This is a genomic window from Nocardioides faecalis (assembly GCF_018388425.1).
GTDB classification, from domain to species: Bacteria; Actinomycetota; Actinomycetes; order Propionibacteriales; family Nocardioidaceae; genus Nocardioides; species Nocardioides faecalis.
On the sequence record NZ_CP074406.1, the window covers coordinates 3,830,956 to 3,848,014 of the forward strand.

Annotated in this window: 13 protein-coding genes; 8 read left to right on the forward strand and 5 right to left on the reverse strand. The window is 72.1% G+C overall.

Going from position 1 to position 17,059, the window contains the following annotated elements; genetic code table 11:
* Positions 1-10 precede the first annotated feature (10 nt).
* Positions 11-1,372: a 4-aminobutyrate--2-oxoglutarate transaminase gene (gene gabT, locus KG111_RS17975; protein ID WP_205291263.1), complete on the forward strand. Its 1,362-nt coding sequence runs from the start codon at positions 11-13 to the stop codon at positions 1,370-1,372.
* Between the two features lie 73 nt (positions 1,373-1,445).
* Here gabT and KG111_RS17980 read toward each other — a convergent pair whose 3' ends face one another.
* Complete coding sequence (locus KG111_RS17980) at positions 1,446-1,862, reverse strand: MarR family winged helix-turn-helix transcriptional regulator (protein ID WP_205291262.1); 417 nt, start codon at positions 1,860-1,862, stop codon at positions 1,446-1,448.
* 57 nt (positions 1,863-1,919) lie between these two features.
* Here KG111_RS17980 and KG111_RS17985 point away from each other — a divergent pair, with 57 nt between their 5' ends.
* Positions 1,920-3,056: a lipid II:glycine glycyltransferase FemX gene (locus KG111_RS17985; protein WP_205291261.1), complete on the forward strand. Its 1,137-nt coding sequence runs from the start codon at positions 1,920-1,922 to the stop codon at positions 3,054-3,056.
* A 40-nt stretch (positions 3,057-3,096) separates the two neighbouring features.
* Positions 3,097-4,173 carry an alanine racemase gene (locus KG111_RS17990; RefSeq protein ID WP_205291260.1) on the forward strand — a complete coding sequence of 359 codons (1,077 nt, stop codon included), beginning with the start codon at positions 3,097-3,099 and terminating at the stop codon, positions 4,171-4,173.
* Here KG111_RS17990 and KG111_RS17995 read toward each other — a convergent pair.
* Together KG111_RS17995 and KG111_RS18000 are read right to left on the reverse strand one after the other, a co-directional pair.
* Positions 4,163-5,629 carry a glycosyltransferase family 87 protein gene (locus tag KG111_RS17995; protein WP_205291259.1) on the reverse strand — a complete coding sequence of 489 codons (1,467 nt, stop codon included), beginning with the start codon at positions 5,627-5,629 and terminating at the stop codon, positions 4,163-4,165. The two genes, KG111_RS17990 and KG111_RS17995, sit on opposite strands and share 11 nt — an antisense overlap.
* 6 nt (positions 5,630-5,635) lie before the next feature.
* A complete protein-coding gene (locus KG111_RS18000; protein ID WP_205291258.1) occupies positions 5,636-7,951 on the reverse strand; it encodes a transglycosylase domain-containing protein in 2,316 nt (771 codons plus the stop codon).
* A 131-nt stretch (positions 7,952-8,082) separates the two neighbouring features.
* Between KG111_RS18000 and KG111_RS18005 the strand changes: the two genes are divergently transcribed.
* Positions 8,083-8,679: a PadR family transcriptional regulator gene (locus KG111_RS18005; protein WP_205291257.1), complete on the forward strand. Its 597-nt coding sequence runs from the start codon at positions 8,083-8,085 to the stop codon at positions 8,677-8,679.
* Between the two features lie 73 nt (positions 8,680-8,752).
* The gene (locus KG111_RS18010; protein WP_205291256.1) at positions 8,753-9,838 is read left to right on the forward strand and encodes an inositol-3-phosphate synthase; all 1,086 of its coding nucleotides are present in this window, start codon (positions 8,753-8,755) and stop codon (positions 9,836-9,838) included.
* A gap of 127 nt (positions 9,839-9,965) precedes the next feature.
* Here KG111_RS18010 and KG111_RS18015 read toward each other — a convergent pair whose 3' ends face one another.
* On the reverse strand, positions 9,966-10,451 hold the full coding sequence (locus KG111_RS18015) for an SRPBCC family protein (protein ID WP_205291255.1): 486 nt from the start codon (positions 10,449-10,451) through the stop codon (positions 9,966-9,968).
* Between the two features lie 118 nt (positions 10,452-10,569).
* On the opposite strand from KG111_RS18015, the gene KG111_RS18020 reads away from it, so the two are divergent.
* A complete protein-coding gene (locus tag KG111_RS18020) occupies positions 10,570-11,241 on the forward strand; it encodes an HAD family hydrolase (RefSeq protein ID WP_205291254.1) in 672 nt (223 codons plus the stop codon).
* Positions 11,242-11,259: 18 nt separating this feature from the next.
* Here the strand turns inward: KG111_RS18020 and KG111_RS18025 are convergent, their stop codons facing one another.
* Positions 11,260-12,765 (reverse strand): CCA tRNA nucleotidyltransferase, encoded by a 1,506-nt coding sequence (locus KG111_RS18025; RefSeq protein WP_205291253.1) that lies wholly within the window; start codon positions 12,763-12,765, stop codon positions 11,260-11,262.
* A gap of 62 nt (positions 12,766-12,827) precedes the next feature.
* Between KG111_RS18025 and KG111_RS18030 the strand changes: the two genes are divergently transcribed.
* Together KG111_RS18030 and murJ are read left to right on the forward strand one after the other, a co-directional pair.
* Positions 12,828-15,188, forward strand: coding sequence for a DUF6049 family protein (locus KG111_RS18030; protein WP_205291252.1), 2,361 nt, complete (start codon positions 12,828-12,830; stop codon positions 15,186-15,188).
* Positions 15,185-16,981 (forward strand): murein biosynthesis integral membrane protein MurJ, encoded by a 1,797-nt coding sequence (gene murJ / locus KG111_RS18035; protein ID WP_205291251.1) that lies wholly within the window; start codon positions 15,185-15,187, stop codon positions 16,979-16,981. Before KG111_RS18030 ends, murJ begins: the two co-directional genes overlap by 4 nt.
* Positions 16,982-17,059 lie beyond the last annotated feature (78 nt).

Consider the following 17,059-nt stretch of genomic DNA (forward strand, 5'->3'; position numbering starts at 1 on the left):
GGAGAGCGTCATGAGTGAGTCCGAGGAGACTGCCGTCGAACCTGCCCTGCCCCGCCAGCGGCGACTGGTCACCGCCGTGCCCGGTCCACGCTCGCTGGCGCTGTACGAGCGCAAGGACGCGGCGGTGAGCAGCGGCGTGGGCACGATGCTGCCGGTCTACGCGGTGCGCGCCGGGGGCGGCGTGCTGCTCGACGTGGACGGCAACGCGCTCATCGACCTCGGCTCCGGGATCGCGGTGACCACGGTCGGCAACGCCCACCCCCGGGTCGCGGCGGCGGTGGCGCAGCAGGCGTCCGCGTTCACGCACACCTGCTTCATGGTCACGCCGTACGAGGGCTACGTGGCCCTCTGCGAGGCGCTGGCGCGGCTGACCCCCGGGGACCACGACAAGCGCAGCGCGCTGTTCAACTCCGGCGCGGAGGCGGTGGAGAACGCGGTCAAGATCGCCCGCTCGCACACCCGCCGGCAGGCGGTGGCGGTCTTCGACCACGCCTACCACGGCCGGACCAACCTGACGATGGCGATGACTGCCAAGTCGATGCCCTACAAGCAGGGCTTCGGGCCGTTCGCCGCCGAGATCTACCGGGCGCCGATGTCCTACCCGTTCCGCGACGGGCTGGACGGCCCCGCCGCCGCGGCGCGGGCGATCGACGTGCTCAACCAACAGGTCGGCGCCGCGAACCTCGCCGCCGTGGTGATCGAGCCGATCCAGGGCGAGGGCGGGTTCGTGGTGCCCGCCCCCGGCTTCCTGCCCGCGCTGGCCGAGTGGTGCACGGCGAACGGGGTGGTGTTCGTCGCCGACGAGGTGCAGACCGGGTTCGCCCGCACCGGGGCGATGTTCGCGTGCGAGCACGAGGGCGTCGTACCGGACCTGGTGGCCACCGCGAAGGGCATCGCCGGCGGCCTGCCGCTGGCCGCGGTCACCGGGCGCGCGGAGATCATGAACGCCCCGCACGCCAGCGGCCTGGGCGGCACGTACGGCGGCAACCCGGTCGCGTGCGCCGCGGCGCTGGCCGTCATCGAGACGATCGAGGCCGACGGCCTGGTCGCGCGAGCCCAGGCGGTGGGGGCGCAGATGCTGGACCGGCTGCGCGCACGCCAGGCCCGGGACCCCCGCCTCGGCGACATCCGTGGACGCGGCGCGATGATCGCCGTGGAGCTGGTCGACCCGACCACGCGCGCCCCGGACGCCGCGCTGACCAAGCAGGTCGCCGCCGCCGCGCACGCCCAGGGCGTCATCCTGCTCAGCTGCGGCACCTGGAGCAACGTCCTGCGGTTCCTGCCGCCGCTGGACATCTCCGACGCGCTGCTCGCCGACGCCTTCGACGTGCTCGACGCGGTGCTCGACCAGGTCCCGGTCCCGACGGCCTGACACCGCGGAGGCAGCGCAGCACGGCGCAGGACGGCGCAGGACGGCGCAGGACGGCGCAGGGGCGCAGGGCCGCTCAGGCGGGCGCGAGCCAGCCCAGGTTGCGCGCCACCTGCTCCAGCACCCCGGAGACCCGCTCGGCCTCCGCGGGGTCGAGGTCACCGGTGGCGCGGTCGCTCACCGCGCGCACGGGTCCGTCCTGCAGCGCGGCGACGCGCTCCTCGCCGGCCGGGGTGAGCCGGTACTCGTCGGCACGCACCTCGGTCAACCCGTCGGAGACGAGACGGTCGAGGACACCACGGACGTCCCCGCCGGTGAGCGGGCCGAGCAGGGTGCCGGCCTCCTCGGCGCGGACACTGCCGAGCTGCAGGCGCGCCAGCACCGGCCAGGCGGCCCGGTCCAGACCGGCCGCCTCCACCGCGTCGGCGACCTGCTCATCGAGCAGCCGGTCGATCGTCCGAATCCAGTAAGCGAGTCCTCGGGGTGCGGTCATGGGTGCCCGGTACCCGCCCACAGCCGATCCGAGCCGGGCGACCGATAGCCTCGACCCATGCCCAGCGTGCGCCCGATCAGCCCGACCGAGCACCGCGAGCACCTCGCCACGCTTCCCTCCGCGAGCTTCTTGCAGACCCCCGGCTGGGGGAAGGTGAAGAGCGAGTGGCGCAGCGAGTCGCTCGGTTGGTTCGACGACGCCGGCGACCTGGTGGGCGTCGGCCTCGTGCTCTACCGCAAGCTGCCCAGGCTGAAGCGCTACCTGGCCTACCTGCCCGAGGGCCCGATCATCGACTGGACCGGTGACGACCTGGCCGGGTGGCTGGACCCGATGGTGGCCCACCTGCGCAAGCAGGGGGCGTTCGCCGTACGGATCGGGCCGCCGGTCGTCACCCGGCGCTGGTCCACCGCGCAGATCAAGGAGGGCATCGCCGACCCCGAGGTCCACCTGCTCAGCCAGGTGCCTCCCGTGGACCGCTCCGTCAAGGGCGCCCGCACCGTCGCCCAGCTGCACGAGCTCGGCTGGCGGTACCAGGGCGTCGTGGGCGGGTTCGCCGCCGGACAGCCGCAGTTCGTCTTCCAGGTCCCGCTGCGCAACGCCGACGGCACGCCCCGCACCGAGGACGAGGTGCTCAAGGGGATGAACCAGCTGTGGCGCCGCAACATCAAGCGCGCCGCCAAGGAGGGCGTCGAGGTCACCGTGGGCACGCGGGAGGACCTGCCGGCCTTCCACGAGCTCTACGTGCACACCGCACAGCGCGACCACTTCACGCCGCGGCCGCTGCGCTACTTCGAGACGATGCACGACGCGCTGCTGGAGGACAGTGACGAGCCGGACCGGTTCCGGCTCTGGCTGGCCCGCCACGACGGCGACCTGGTCGCCTCCACCATCTCGATCCGCGTCGGTGAGCACTCCTGGTACTCCTACGGCGCCTCCTCCACCGAGAAGCGGGAGGTCCGTGGCTCCAACGCCGTGCAGTGGGCGATGATCCGCGACGCGATCGCCGCCGGCGCCGCGGTCTACGACCTGCGCGGCATCACCGAGACCCTGGACGCCGACGACAGCCACGTCGGCCTGATCCAGTTCAAGGTCGGCACCGGCGGCGAGGCCGTGGAGTACGCCGGCGAGTGGGACCTGCCGATCAACCGTCCCCTCTACCGCGCCTTCCAGCTCTACCTCGCGAGGCGAGGATGATGGTGCCGAACAGGTCGACCACGAGGGGGTGGGGTCCGCGATGAGCCTGACGTTGAGGGTCGACGGGCCACGCTGGCGGGCCCACCTGGAGTCGGTCGCCGAGGCGACCCCGGGCCTGGTGCCGGTCGCGAAGGGCAACGGCTACGGGTTCACCAACGCCCGCCTGGCGCGCCGGGCACAGTGGCTGGCCGAGCGTGGCCACGACGTGCGCACGCTCGCGGTGGGCACCTACCTCGAGCTGCCCGACGTCGCCCAGCGCTGGTCCGGCGACCTGCTGGTGCTCACCCCGTGGCGGCCGTGGGTGCCGCTCCCCGAGCCCGAGGTGGCCCGCCGGCTGGTGCACACCGTCAGCCGGGCCGAGGACCTGCGCCTGCTGCTGGACGCCGACCCGCGCGCCCGCGTCGTGCTCGAGCGGATGACCTCGATGCGCCGCCACGGCATGAGCGCCCGCGAGCTGTGGGAGGCCGGCGACGTGCTGCGCCGCCACCCCGGTGCCCGCGTGGAGGGGCTGGCCCTGCACCTGCCGCTGGGCCAGGGCAACCACCTGGGCGAGGTGTCCCGGCTGGTCAACGACTACGTGGCCGCCGACATCGCCGGCCACCACCCGCCCGCGGTGTGGGTCAGCCACCTCAGCCGCGAGGAGCTGGACACCCTGCGCAGCCAGTACGGCGACTTCACCTTCCGCCCGCGCAGCGGCACCGGGCTGTGGCTCGGCGACCGCGGCGCGCTGCGGGTCACCGCGACCGTGCTGGACGTGCACCCCGTGGAGCGGGGTGACGCCTTCGGCTACCGCGGCCGCACGGCCCCGAAGTCCGGCCACGTGCTGGTGGTCAGCGGCGGCACCGCCCACGGCATCGGCCTGGAGGCGCCGACCGGCGAGCAGTCGATCAAGGCGCGCGCCACCACCCTGGCCAAGGGTGGTCTCGACGCGGTCGGGTTCGTGCGCTCGCCGTACGCCATCGACGGCAAGCAACGGCTCTTCGCGGAGCCGCCGCACATGCAGGCCTCGATGCTCTTCCTGCCCGCCGGCAGCCGGGTGCCCGAGGTCGGCGAGGACGTCGACGTGCGGGTGCGGTTCACCACCACCGCGTTCGACCGGGTCGTCTTCAGCGACTGAGCGGACTCGCCTCGACGTCCGGTACCGGCTCGCGCACCGGGTCGTGGGCGGGTGCGTACATGTCGCGCACGATCACCGCGGCCAGGTAGAGCTCGCAGGCCACGCGCACGGCGATGCCGACCCAGTAGAACCCGGCGTCACCGCCGCCGGCCGGGGCGAGGTAGCCCCCGAGGTACCACCACACGGTGCAGAAGTAGAAGACCTCACCGGCCTGCCACACGAGCTGGTCGCGCCAGCGCGGCCGGGCCAGGACGGCCAGCGGCAGCAGCCACAGCACGTACTGCGGCGAGTAGACCTTGTTGACGATCAGGAAGCCGACGACGATCAGGTAGCCCAGCTGCGCCAGGCGCGGCACCACGTCGGTCGCGGAGCCGGGGGCGCCGTGCCGGCCGGCGGTCAGCCCGAGCGCCAGCACCACGGCGCACCAGGCGCCGAAGAGGATCCACGACCAGGTGTTGATGGTCTCCGCGCTGAACCCGACGTTGCCGGCCTGGTCGATCAGCATCCACAGCGACCCGAGGTCGGCGGCCCGGTCGGCGTTGAAGCTCCAGAACACCTTCCACTGCGCGGCACCGGTCAGGTAGCCGGGGCCGTTGGCGATCAGCCACGCGACCAGGGCCGCTGCGGCCGCGGTGGCGAACGCGAGCATCTGGCCGCGCTCGTGGCGCCGGCGCAGGCAGATCACCAGCAGCCCGCCCAGCAGGAAGAGCGGGTAGAGCTTCACGGCGGTGCCCAGCCCGATGAGCACGCCGGTGAGCAGCGGCCGGTCCCGCGACCAGGCCCACAACGCGGCGGCGACGAGGACGACGGCGAGCAGGTCCCAGTTGATCAGGCCGGTCAGCAGCAGCGCCGGGGACAGCGCGAAGGCGGCCGCGTCCCAGGGCCGCCGGGGATGGGTCCGGGCCAGCAGCCACACCGAGAGCAGCGCGAGCGCGGCGAAGCCGACCGCGTTGACCAGCAGGAAGACGGTCTGCTCGCGGTCGACGTCAGGGTCGCCGTACAGCTCGGAGACGGGTAGGTCGCCGCGTGCCGACAGGTCGGGGGACCCGGTGAGCCACTGGGTGAGGACGGCCGTTCCCCACGCCCAGTAGGCGATGCCGGCGGGGTACTCCATGACCTCGTAGCGACCGCGGGTCTCCTCCTCACCCGAGTACGGCCAGGCCGCCTCGGCGAGGCCGCGGGGCACGTAGAGCGGACGCAGGTCGGTGTAGCACATGTGCGAGTACACCCAGTTCTGGTCCTTGCCCTCGACCACCGAGCAGGGTGCCTTCTGCACCATGCCCAGCACGAAGGTCACCGCGGTGAGCAGCAGCAGCACCCGCACCGGCGTCCACCACCGGGCCCGGCCGGCGTGCTCCCCCACCGGGCCGCCCACGGACTCGCTCAGCGCGCCGACGACGGGGTCGTCGAGCGTGGCATGGACGTGGTCGGCCGCTCCGGCCTCGCGCTGCGCCATCGGCGGCTACGCGCCGCCGCGCGGTGGGTCCTGCCGGCCGCGTCCGGGCTCGGGCGTGCCGCGAGGCGCGGACGGGCTCGTCCCCGGGGTGCTCGGGTCGTCCGGCGGCGGGGTGATCGTCGGCAGGTCGGTCGGCAGCGTCGGTGTCGGGTTGGGGTTCGACGGCGGCGTGGACGGCGGCGTCGAGGGGCGCGGCTCCTCGGTCTTCCGCTCCTTCTTCGGCTTCTTGGTCTTCTTCTCCTTGGGCGTGGGGCTCGGCTTCGGCGGCGCCGGCTCGTGGCCGTCGTTGGGCGCCTCGCCCTTCACGTTCGCCGCGGGCGGCAGGGACTCGACCTCGGTGCCCTCGAGCGCGCGCTCCATGACCGCGGTCCAGGTCTCGGCCGGGTAGCGGCCACCGAAGTACGACGGCAGCCAGTCCTTGAGCTGCTCGTTGCCCTTGCCGCGCACGTACATCACCGCGGTGGACAGCTGCGGGGTGTAGCCGACGAACCAGGCCGAGGAGACCTCGCCCTTGCCGTTGGTCGCGGTGCCGGTCTTGCCGGCAGCGGGGCGGTTGAGGCCGCGGGCCGCGGTGCCGGAGCCGACCTTGACGACCTGCTGCAGCGCGAAGCCCACGTCGTCGGCGACGCCCTCGCGGATGGCGCGGCGGTCCTTGACCTTGTGGTCGTAGCGGACGACGCCGTCGGCGTCGACGACCTTCTCGATGATGAACGGATCGGTGGCCACGCCCCGGTTGGCGAGCGTGGCGTAGCCGTTGGCCATGTTGATCGGGCTGACGGTCTGCGAGCCCAGCGAGACACCGGTGTTGGGCTCCAGGCCGGGGCTGGACGTGGGGAAGCCGAAGGGTCGCGCGGCCGGCTTGGCCGGCGGGATGCCCATGCGGTTGGCCGTCGCGACGATCTTCTCCGGCCCGTCGGGCATCGCCAGGGTCAGGTCGATGAAGGCGGTGTTGATCGAGTCCTCGGTGGCCTTGAGCAGGTTGACCCGGCCGTAGGAGCGGTCACCCTGGTTCTCGATCGGTCGCCCGCCGCCCGGCAGGTCGTACGGCGAGTTCCCGTCGAAGGTGTCGCGCAGCTCGAAACCCGACTCGATGCCGGCCGCCAGCGCGAACGGCTTGAACGTGGAGCCGGCCTGGCCGCCGGCGACCGCCCAGTTGATCTGGGAGTCGAGGTAGTCCTGGCCGCCGTAGAAGCCGCGCACGGCGCCGGTGCCGGGCTCGACGGAGGCCACCGCGACGTGCAGCTGCTTGGGGCTGAAGCCCTCGGGCCGGACCTGCTTGACCCCCTCGGCCGCGGCGTCCATCGCCTTCTTCGTGAAGGTGGTGGTGACCTTCAGCCCGCCGCCGTTGATCTGCTGCTCGCTGAAACCGAGGCGCGCGAGCTCCTTGCGGACCATGGTGAGCGCGTGGCCCTTCTGGCCGGCGTAGGTGTTGCCCTGCTTGATCTTGGGGAACTTCGGCAGCTGCTCTGCCGCCTCCGCCGCCTGCTCGGGCTCGATGGTGCCCATGTCGAGCATCGCGGAGAGGATCCGCTCGTAGCGGGCCTCGAGGCGGGCGCGGGCGTCTTCGCCGTTCGCCGGGTCGAAGCGGGCGGGGTTGTTCAGCACCGCCGCCAGGACGACCGACTGGCGCAGGTTGAGGTCGGCAGCGTCACGGTTGAAGTAGGCCTGCGCGGCGGCCTGGATGCCGTAGGCGCCCCGGCCGAAGTAGATCGTGTTGAGGTAGCCCTCCAGGATCTGCTTCTTGGACAGCTGGTTCTTGATCTTCAGCGACAGCAGCGCCTCCTTGGCCTTGCGGCTCCAGGTGCGGTCCTGGGTGAGGTAGAGGATCTTGACGTACTGCTGGGTGATCGTCGAGGCACCCTGCTTGCTGTTGCCCTGCGCGTTGGAGAAGGCCGCTCGCAGGATGCCCTTGGGGTCGAGGCCGGAGTCGGTCCAGAAGGTCTGGTTCTCCGAGGCGACCACCGCGTCCTTCACGAACTGCGGCATCTCTTCGTAGTCGATCGAGTCGCGCTTCTGGACCGCGAACTGACCGAGCTCGGCCTTGCCACCGGCGTAGTAGACGCGGGTGGTCTCGGTGAGGAACTCCTCGTTCGGGTCCGGGATGTCGATCGTGCGGTAGGCGATGACCAGCCCGGTCAGGCCGACCAGCCCCAGCGCGACCGTGGCGACCACGGTCCACAGCGCCGCACGCTTGAGCCGCTGCTTGAGCGTGCGCGGCTCCCGGTCGCGCCGGCGTGCCCACCAGCCCTGCTTCGCACCGGCCGCACCGGCCCCGTTCTTGCTGCGCGACGCGCTCGGCGACTTGCGCTTTCCGTCAACCACGGACCACAGGGTACGGCGAACGGCGAGGCGCGACCGCCTCGGCGACCGCGCCACGGCCATCAGGGCACCCGATGATGCACGCGATCCATCGGGAGTTCACGTCTTGCAGATATATCGCTACGATAGATCGCATGGCACGGCGTGGAGAGACTCTTGAGCTGGCGGTCCTTGGACTGCTGCACGAGGGACCCATGCACGGCTACGAGCTGCGCAAGCGGCTCAACCTGATGCTCGGGTGGGGTCGGGTGCTGTCCTACGGCTCCCTCTACCCGGCGCTGAAGAAGATGCTCCGCGGCAACCTGATCAAGGAGGTCGTGCCCTCGGGTCCCCAGAGCCGGCGGCAGCGGATCGTCTACGAGGTGACCCCGCAGGGCACCGAGGAGTTCGCGCGGATGATGTCGGACGTCGGTCCCTCCGCCTGGGAGGACGACACCTTCGACATCCGCTTCCGGTTCTTCTCCTCCACTGACATGGAGATCCGGCTGCGCGTCCTTGAGGGACGCCGGTCCCGGCTCCAGGAGCGGTTGGACCGGGTGCAGCGCGAGCTCTCGATGACCCAGGCGGAGGTCGACCGGTACGCCGCCGAGCTGCAGAGGCACGGTGTCGAGTCGGTCGAGCGCGAGGTCCGGTGGCTCTCGGACCTCATCAACGCGGAGCGAGGGCAGGGCAACCAGCCTGTCCTCCCCGTGACGAGCCCGGAGACCCCGAGCACCTCCACCTCGACGTGACCGCACCGGTCCCGGCCAAGGTCATTGCCCAGTCATGACGATTCATGAGATTTCAAAGGAAGGAACACCCCTAATGGGTTCGGTTCGAGTAGCGATCGCCGGCGTGGGCAACTGCGCCACGTCCTTGATCCAGGGCGTGCAGTACTACCGGGACGCCGATGAGACGACCACCGTCCCCGGTCTCATGCACGTCAAGTTCGGCGAGTACCACGTGCGCGACGTCGAGTTCGTCGCCGCGTTCGACGTCGACGACAAGAAGGTCGGCAAGGACCTGTCCGAGGCGATCAACGCCTCGGAGAACAACACGATCAAGATCGCCGACGTGCCCACCCTGGGTGTCGAGGTGCAGCGCGGCCCGACCCTGGACGGCCTCGGCAAGTACTACCGAGCGACCATCGAGGAGTCCGCCGCCGAGGCGGTCGACGTCGTCAAGGCGCTCAAGGACGCCCAGGCCGACGTCCTCGTCTCCTACCTCCCGGTGGGCTCGGAGGAGGCCGACAAGTTCTACGCCCAGTGCGCCATCGACGCCGGCGTCGCCTTCGTCAACGCGCTCCCCGTCTTCATCGCCTCCGACCCCGTGTGGGCCAAGAAGTTCGAGGACGCCGGCGTCCCGATCGTCGGTGACGACATCAAGTCGCAGGTCGGCGCCACGATCACCCACCGGGTGATGGCCAAGCTGTTCGAGGACCGCGGTGTCGCGCTGGACCGGACCTACCAGCTCAACGTCGGCGGCAACATGGACTTCAAGAACATGCTCGAGCGCGAGCGCCTGGAGTCCAAGAAGGTCTCCAAGACCCAGGCCGTGACCTCGAACCTGAACGGCTCGCTGGCCAACGTGGGTGCCGACGACCGCAACGTCCACATCGGCCCGTCGGACTACGTCGCGTGGCTCGACGACCGCAAGTGGGCCTACGTCCGCCTCGAGGGCCGCGCCTTCGGTGACGTCCCGCTGAACCTGGAGTACAAGCTCGAGGTCTGGGACTCCCCGAACTCGGCCGGCATCATCATCGACGCCGTCCGCGCCGCCAAGATCGCCAAGGACCGCGGCATCGGTGGCCCGATCATCCCCGCCTCGGCGTACCTGATGAAGAGCCCGCCGGTGCAGATCGAGGACACCGAGGGTCGCGAGCTGCTGGAGAAGTTCATCTCCGGCGAGTGATCGTCCGCTCCGGTCACGCACCGGAGCACGACCGGCTGCACCGCCCCGGCTCGCTCGTCGAGCCGGGGCGGTGCGCTTTTTCCGCCGCGCGTGGAGCCCTACCGGGTCGGCGCCGACGGCGTGGAGCTCAGACGCCCTCGGCCTCGGCCTTGATCCGCTCCAGGGTCTGCCGGATCCCGTCCTGCAGCTCCTTGGTGAAGCCGTCCTGGCCGCCCAGGACCACCTTGGTCAGCATCAGCGACAGCTTCGAGATGCCGTCCGGGGTCTCCCGGCGCTCGGTGAGCCGGGTGCCGCCGGTCGCGGTGGGCTCGAGGTGGAAGGACCACACCGTGTGGTTCTCCCGGATGCGGAAGGCGAACTCCCCGGGCGTCGTCGCACTCGGCGCGTTCATCCGCACCACCTTGCCGCCGGTGGGCCAGCGCTTGAAGCCCTGCTTGTTGAGGTTGGTGAACGTGGCACCCTCGCGGACCACGCCGCCCTTGACGGTGGAGCGGACCACCTGCGGGCTCCACTTGGCCATCCGCGGCACGTCGGTGACCAGGGACCACACCTTGTCGGTGGGGGCGTCGATCTCGATGGTGTCCTCGAGGAGCTTCTCGTAGGTGTCAGGCATGGGAGCAGTCCAGTCCTTCGGTACGGAACGTCACGGTCGGGAGTGACGCTACCTGTGGGTAGGTCATCGCGGCAGGCCCTCGACCGGGGTACGGCACCGCCTGCCTACGATCACCGGCATGAGCACTCCCCGGGACGACGCCCCGCCTCCGCTCGTGGTCGGCTTCGACCTGGACCTGACCCTGATCGACACCGCGCCGGGCTTCCGCGCCCTGCTCGGGGTGCTGGGCGAGGAGCTCGGGGTGGACTTCGACCTCGACGCGATGACCGCCCGGCTCGGTCCGCCGCTCGACATGATGCTGGCGCCCTACCTGCCGGCCGAGCAGATCCCGGCCGCCGGCGACCGGTTCCGGGCGCTCTACCCCGACCACGCCGTCACCAGCGTGCCGCTGCTGCCCGGTGCGGTGGAGTCCATGCAGGCGGTGCGCGACGTCGGTGGCCGGGTGCTGGTCGTCACCGGGAAGCACACGCCGAACGCCCAGCTGCACCTCGACCACACCGGGCTGGTCGTCGACCACCTCGAGGGCCGGGTGTGGGGCGTGGGCAAGGCCGAGTCGCTGCGCCGCGAGGGCGCCTCGCTCTACGTCGGCGACCACGTCCACGACGTCGAGGGCGCCCTGGCTGCGGGCGTCACCAGCCTCTCGGTGCTCACCGGCGGCTGCAGCCGCGCCGAGCTGGAGGACGCCGGCACGCACGTCGTGCTGGAGAGCCTCGCCGAGTTCCCCGACTGGTTCGACGACTGGTTCGCCGACTGGCGCACGGCGCCGGCCGAAGGCCCGCGCAGCGCCTGAGCCGTACGCCGGGGCGGCTCAGTCCTGCGGCGGCGGCTCCGGAGCCGCTCCGCCGCCGGCGGCCCACCACTGCTTGAGCGCCGCGGTCGCGTCCTCGGTCGACATCGGCCCGTTGTCCAGGCGCAGCTCCAGCAGCCACTTGTAGGCGGTGCCGACCTCGCGGCCGGGGCCGATGCCCAGGATCTCCATGATCTGGTTGCCGTCGAGGTCGGGCCGGATCGCGGCGAGCTCCTCCTCGCCGGCAAGCCGCTCGATGCGGGCCTCGAGGTCGTCGTACGTGCGGCGCAGCCGGTCGGCCTTGCGCTTGTTGCGGGTCGTGCAGTCGGCACGGGTCAGCACGTGCAGCCGCTCGAGCTGGTCGCCGGCGTCGCGGACGTAGCGGCGCACCGCGGAGTCGGTCCACTCACCGGTGCCGTAGCCGTGGAAGCGCAGGTGCAGCTCGACCAGCTTGGTGACGGCGTCGACCTCGTCGTTGCTGAACTTCAGAGCCCGCATCCGCTTGCGGGTGATCTTGGCGCCGACGACGTCGTGGTGGTGGAAGGTCACGGTGCCGTCGCCGGTGAACTTCCGGGTCCGCGGCTTGCCGACGTCGTGCATCAGCGCGGCGAACCGGGAGACGAAGTCCGGGGCGGTGATGTCCGCCCGCTCCGCGAGCCGCGGCTCGAGGTCGATCGCCTGCTCCAGCACGGTCAGGGTGTGGTCGTAGACGTCCTTGTGCCGGTGGTGCTCGTCGCGCTCCAGCTTCAGCGCCGGCAGCTCCGGCAGCACGTGGTCGGCCAGGCCGGTGTCCACCAGCAGGGCCAGGCCCGGCCGCGGCGTCGGGGCGCAGATGAGCTTGACCAGCTCGTCGCGGACCCGCTCGGCGGAGATGATCTCGATGCGGCCGGCCATCTCGGTCATCGCACGGACCACGTCCTCGTCGACGTCGAACCCGAGCTGGGCGGCGAAGCGGGCCGCACGCATCATTCGCAGCGGGTCGTCGGAGAAGGACTGCTCCGGAGTGCCGGGCGTGCGCAGGACCCGGTGCGCCAGGTCGAGCACGCCGCCGTGCGGGTCGACGATCTCCCGGCCCGGGAGCCGGATCGCCATCGCGTTGACGGTGAAGTCACGCCGGCCCAGGTCGCCGGCCAGCGAGTCGCCGTACTCCACCTCGGGCTTGCGGCTGTCGGGGTCGTAGGCCTCCGAGCGGTAGGTGGTCACCTCGACGACCCACTCGCCCTTGCGGGCCCCGATGGTGCCGAACGCGCGACCCATGTCCCACCACGCGTCGCCCCAGGCGCGCAGGATGCGCTCGGACTGCTCCGGGCGGGCCGACGTGGTGAAGTCCAGGTCGTTGGAGCGCCGGCCCAGCATCGCGTCGCGGACCGGTCCACCGACCAGCGCCAGCTCGTGGCCCGCCTCGGTGAACGCCGCACCCAGGTCGTCGATCACCTCGCCGATCCGGTCCAGCTCGGCGGCGACGGCCACCTGCACGTCGACCAGCCGCAGGGGAGCGGCGGGCTGGCTGTCGGCGGGGTCACTCACGTGGCAGGAGTCTAGGCCGTGGCCCGACCGGGTCCGCCGAGCGGCACCACTACCCTCTGAGGGTGCATCTGAGCCCTGTCACCCTCCGTCGCCTCGCCGGCGCCGTGGGTGCGGTGGTGCTCACCGTGACCGCGACCACCCTTCCCGCGAACGCCGAGCCGCGCGACGACACGATCTCCCCCTCCCTCCTCGCGCCCGGCTCCCCGGTCGGCTCCCCGAGCTCCGAGGGTGTCTCCCAGCGGGACGGACAGGTCAGCCGGGGCACCGCTCGCGCACCGAGCACCGAGGACGACACCGACACCGCGCCACTGAGCCTGACGATCGACCGGCTCACCCCCGGCGAGCTGCCGCGCCGCGGCCCGCTGGAGGTGCGCGGCACCGTCACGAACTCCACGCTGGAGACCTGGCGCGACATCTCGCTGTTCCCCATCTTCAACGCCGGCTCCGACTGCGCGAGCGCGTCGTGCGCGCCCGTGATGACCACCTCCGCACAGCTGGCGGCCGCGGTGGAGACCGACCCGGAGACCCCCCTCGCGGTGCGCAACGTGGAGACCAGCGACGAGATCGAGCTGCTGACGCCGGGCCAGACGGCGTCGTACTCGCTGAGGATCCCGCAGCGCGAGCTGCGCCGGATCTTCGGGAAGAGACCCACCCCGGGCGTCTACTGGTTCGGGGTGCACGCACTGGGCGCCAGCCTGACCAACCCCTACGACAACCTCGCCGACGGCCGGGCGCGCACCTTCCTGCCGTACGTGCCCGGCTCCACCGACGCCGTGGTGGACACCGCGGTGGTGCTGCCTCTGCGCGCAGCGATCACCCGTACGGCCGACGGCGCGCTCGCGCGCACCGCCGACTGGCTCGAGGCGCTCAGCCTCGACGGCACCCTCGGCGGACCGCTCGCCTTCGGCACCGCAGCGGGCGACCGGCCGATGTCGTGGCTGGTCGACCCCGCGGTTCCGGACGCGGTGCGCAACCTGGCCTCGGGCAACCCGGCGCGCGCCATCCGCCAGCTGCCGGACCCCGACCTCGAGCCGACCACCGAGACGCCGGACACCACCGCCACCGACGAGCCCGGCGAGGACGACGGGGACGGCACGTCGCAGGACCGGCTGCCCGACACCGACCCGCTCGTCCTCTCCGCCCGCTCCTGGTTGGCCCAGGCGCGAGCGGTGGTGCCCGACGACGCGGTGCTCGGCCTGCCGTTCGGAGACCCGGACATCTCCTCGGCCGCCGAGTTCCTGCCCGAGCTGTACCCGATCGCCCGCCGCTACCCCGGCGTCGAGCTGACCGACTGGGGCGTGGACGCCACCCGCGCCGTCGCGTCCCCCGACGGCTACCTGGACCCCGCCGCCCTGGAGACGGTCGACGACGGCGCGGTGATCATCTTGGCCGACGGCATGTTCGACGTGGAGTCCTTCTCCGAGACCCCGCGCAGCGACAGCCTGATCGGGGAGAGCCCGGTCGTGCCCGCCGAGCGCGGCGCCGCCCAGGGCGGCCCCGGCCCCGACGCGCGCAAGGCGCCGGTCGCGCTGCGCCAACGCATCCTCAGCGAGGCCGCTCTGCGCGCCCTCGACGCCGCCGACGAGGACCCTGCGCCGCTGACCGTGGTGCTCCCGGCCACCCTCGACGCCGACGGCAGCGCCGCGTTCTGGGACGGCCTGGAGACCGACTGGCTGCGGCTGCGCACCGTCGCCGAGCTCACCGTCCCCGCGCCGGGGGACGCACCGGCCGCGCAGCGCCAGCTCGACCTCGAGGACCTCGTCTACCCCGCCGACCGCGAGCGCCGCGAGATCAGCCGCGGCGTGATGACCGAGGCCGACCGGCTGATCCAGGCCGCCCACTCCCTGCAGTCCATCCTCGGTGACCGCTACGACATCGGTGCCGAGCTCACCGGCGAGGCGTTGACCGGCACCTCCTTCGAGCTGCGCCGCGACGACGGCGTCCAGGCCCGGCTGGCCCGCGCCCACCAGTGGGTCACCGAGCGCCTCGCGATGATCAGCGTGGAGACCCCCAACGGGGTGACCCTGTCGGGGCGCTCCGGCGGCTTCAGCGTCGCGCTGCGCAACGACCTGCCGCACCCGGTGACGGTGAACCTGTCGGCGACCACCGACGACGGAGCCAGGATCGAGGTGCCCAACCCGATCCAGCTCGCCGCGAACAGCCGCACCTCGGTGCCGATCAGCGCCGAGCTGCTGCGCACCGGGGTGCACAACGTGGCCTTCCGCGTCACCGACGCCGAGGGCACCGCGATCAGCGGCGTGGAGACCCTCCCGCTGCGCTCGGGCCGGGTGGGCGCGGTGATCTGGGTGATCATCGGCACCGGCGCGGCGATCCTCTTCCTGGCGATCGGGATCCGGCTGCGTCGGCGCATCCGCGACCACCGCCACCCGGACGAGGCCCAGGCTCAGGCGGGACCGGCATGAGCCGCGGGAAGCGCCGGGCCCAGGGTCCGGCACCGGAGACGGCACCGGACCCGACGCAGGACCCCGGCGGCGACCCGGTCGCCGACCAGGGCGGTGATCCCGGCACCGAGGTGGTGGACCCCGCCGCGGGCACCGAGCAGCGCAGCATCCTCGCCAACACCGCGGTGATGGCCGCGGGCACGGTGGTGTCCCGGCTCAGCGGCTTCGTCCGCAACGCGCTGCTCGCGGCGGCGCTCGGCGTGTCGCTGCACGCCGACATCTTCACCGTCGCCAACACGCTGCCGAACATGCTCTACATCCTGCTCGCCGGCGGCGTGTTCAACGCCGTGCTGGTGCCGCAGCTGGTGCGCTCGATGCAGAACGACCCCGACGGCGGGGCGGCCTACATCAACCGGGTGATGACGCTGGCCGGGCTGTTCCTGGCCGGGGTCACCGTGCTGCTGGTGGTGGCCGCGCCCTGGGTGATGAGCCTGCTGCTCAGCAGCCAGTACGACGAGCCCGCGCTGGCCGAGGCGCGCTGCTCGGCGATCGACTTCGCCCGCTACTGCCTGCCGCAGGTCTTCTTCTACGGCATGTTCGTGCTGATCGGGCAGGTGCTCAACGCCCGCGGCCGGTTCGGGCCGATGATGTGGGCGCCGATCGCGAACAACGTCATCTCCGTCGGTGTGCTGGTCGCCTACCTGTTCGTCTTCGGCGCCGCGACCCCGGCCGAGCAGGAGGGCCCGTTCACCCCGGGCCAGGAGCTGCTGCTCGGGCTCGGGTCCACCGCCGGCATCGCCGCCCAGCTGCTGATCCTGGTGCCCTACCTGCGCTCCGCCGGCGTGCGCTACCGGCCCCGCTTCGACTTCCGCGGCGTCGGCCTGGGCCACACGATGCGTCTGGGCATCTGGACCGTGCTGTTCGTGATCGTCAACCAGATCGCCTACGTCGTCGTGGTCAAGCTCGCCTCCGGCGGTACGGCGTCCTCGGACGCGGGCACCGGCATCACCATCTACTCCAGCGTGATGCTGGTGGTGATGGTGCCGCACTCGATCATCACCGTCTCCCTGGCCACCGCGATCCTGCCGCGCCTGTCGGCGGCCGCCGCGGAGGACGACCCCGGCCGGCTGGGCGCCACGCTCGGCAGCACGCTGCGCACCGCGCTCGCGGTCGTCGTACCGTTCGCGGCGCTGCTGCCGGCGGTGGCGATGCCGGTCTCGCAGGTGATCTGGGGCCACGGCGCGACCGCCGACCGCTACGACCGGTTCGAGACGTCGATGATCCTGTTCGGGGTCGGTGTCGTGGCGTTCACGGTGCACTACCTGGTGCTGCGCGGCTTCTACGCCCTGGAGCTGACCCGGCTGGTCTTCTTCGTGCAGTGCGCGATCGCGGCCACCAACATCGTCCTGGCCACCGTGCTGGTGCGCAGCAACGACGCGGCCCAGACCGCACCGATGCTGGTGCTGGCCTACACCGGCGCCTACGCGGTCGGCTCGGTGATCTCCGCGGCCGTCCTCGTGCGCCGGCTGCGCCGCGCCGGTGCGCCCGCAGCCGACGTACGCGAGTGGGTCGGCTTCGTGGCCCGGCTGCTGGTCGCCGCCGCCGTGGTCGGCGGGGTGGGCCTGCTGCTGGAGCTGGTGGTCCGCGACACCCTCGCCGAGCTGGGCACCGACTCGTGGTGGTGGTCGCTCGTCGAGCTGGGCATCGTCGGCACGGGTGCCGGTGGCGCCTTCCTCGCCGCGGCGAGCATGCTGCGGCTGCGCGAGGTCACCTCCGTCCTCGGGCTCGTGCAGAGCCGGCTGCGGCGCCGCTAGTCCTCTGGGGCAGGAGCCCCGTGATCCCTCGCACGTCACCCGGCGTGGTGAGCGGGGAGGCGAGCAGGCGGCCCACGC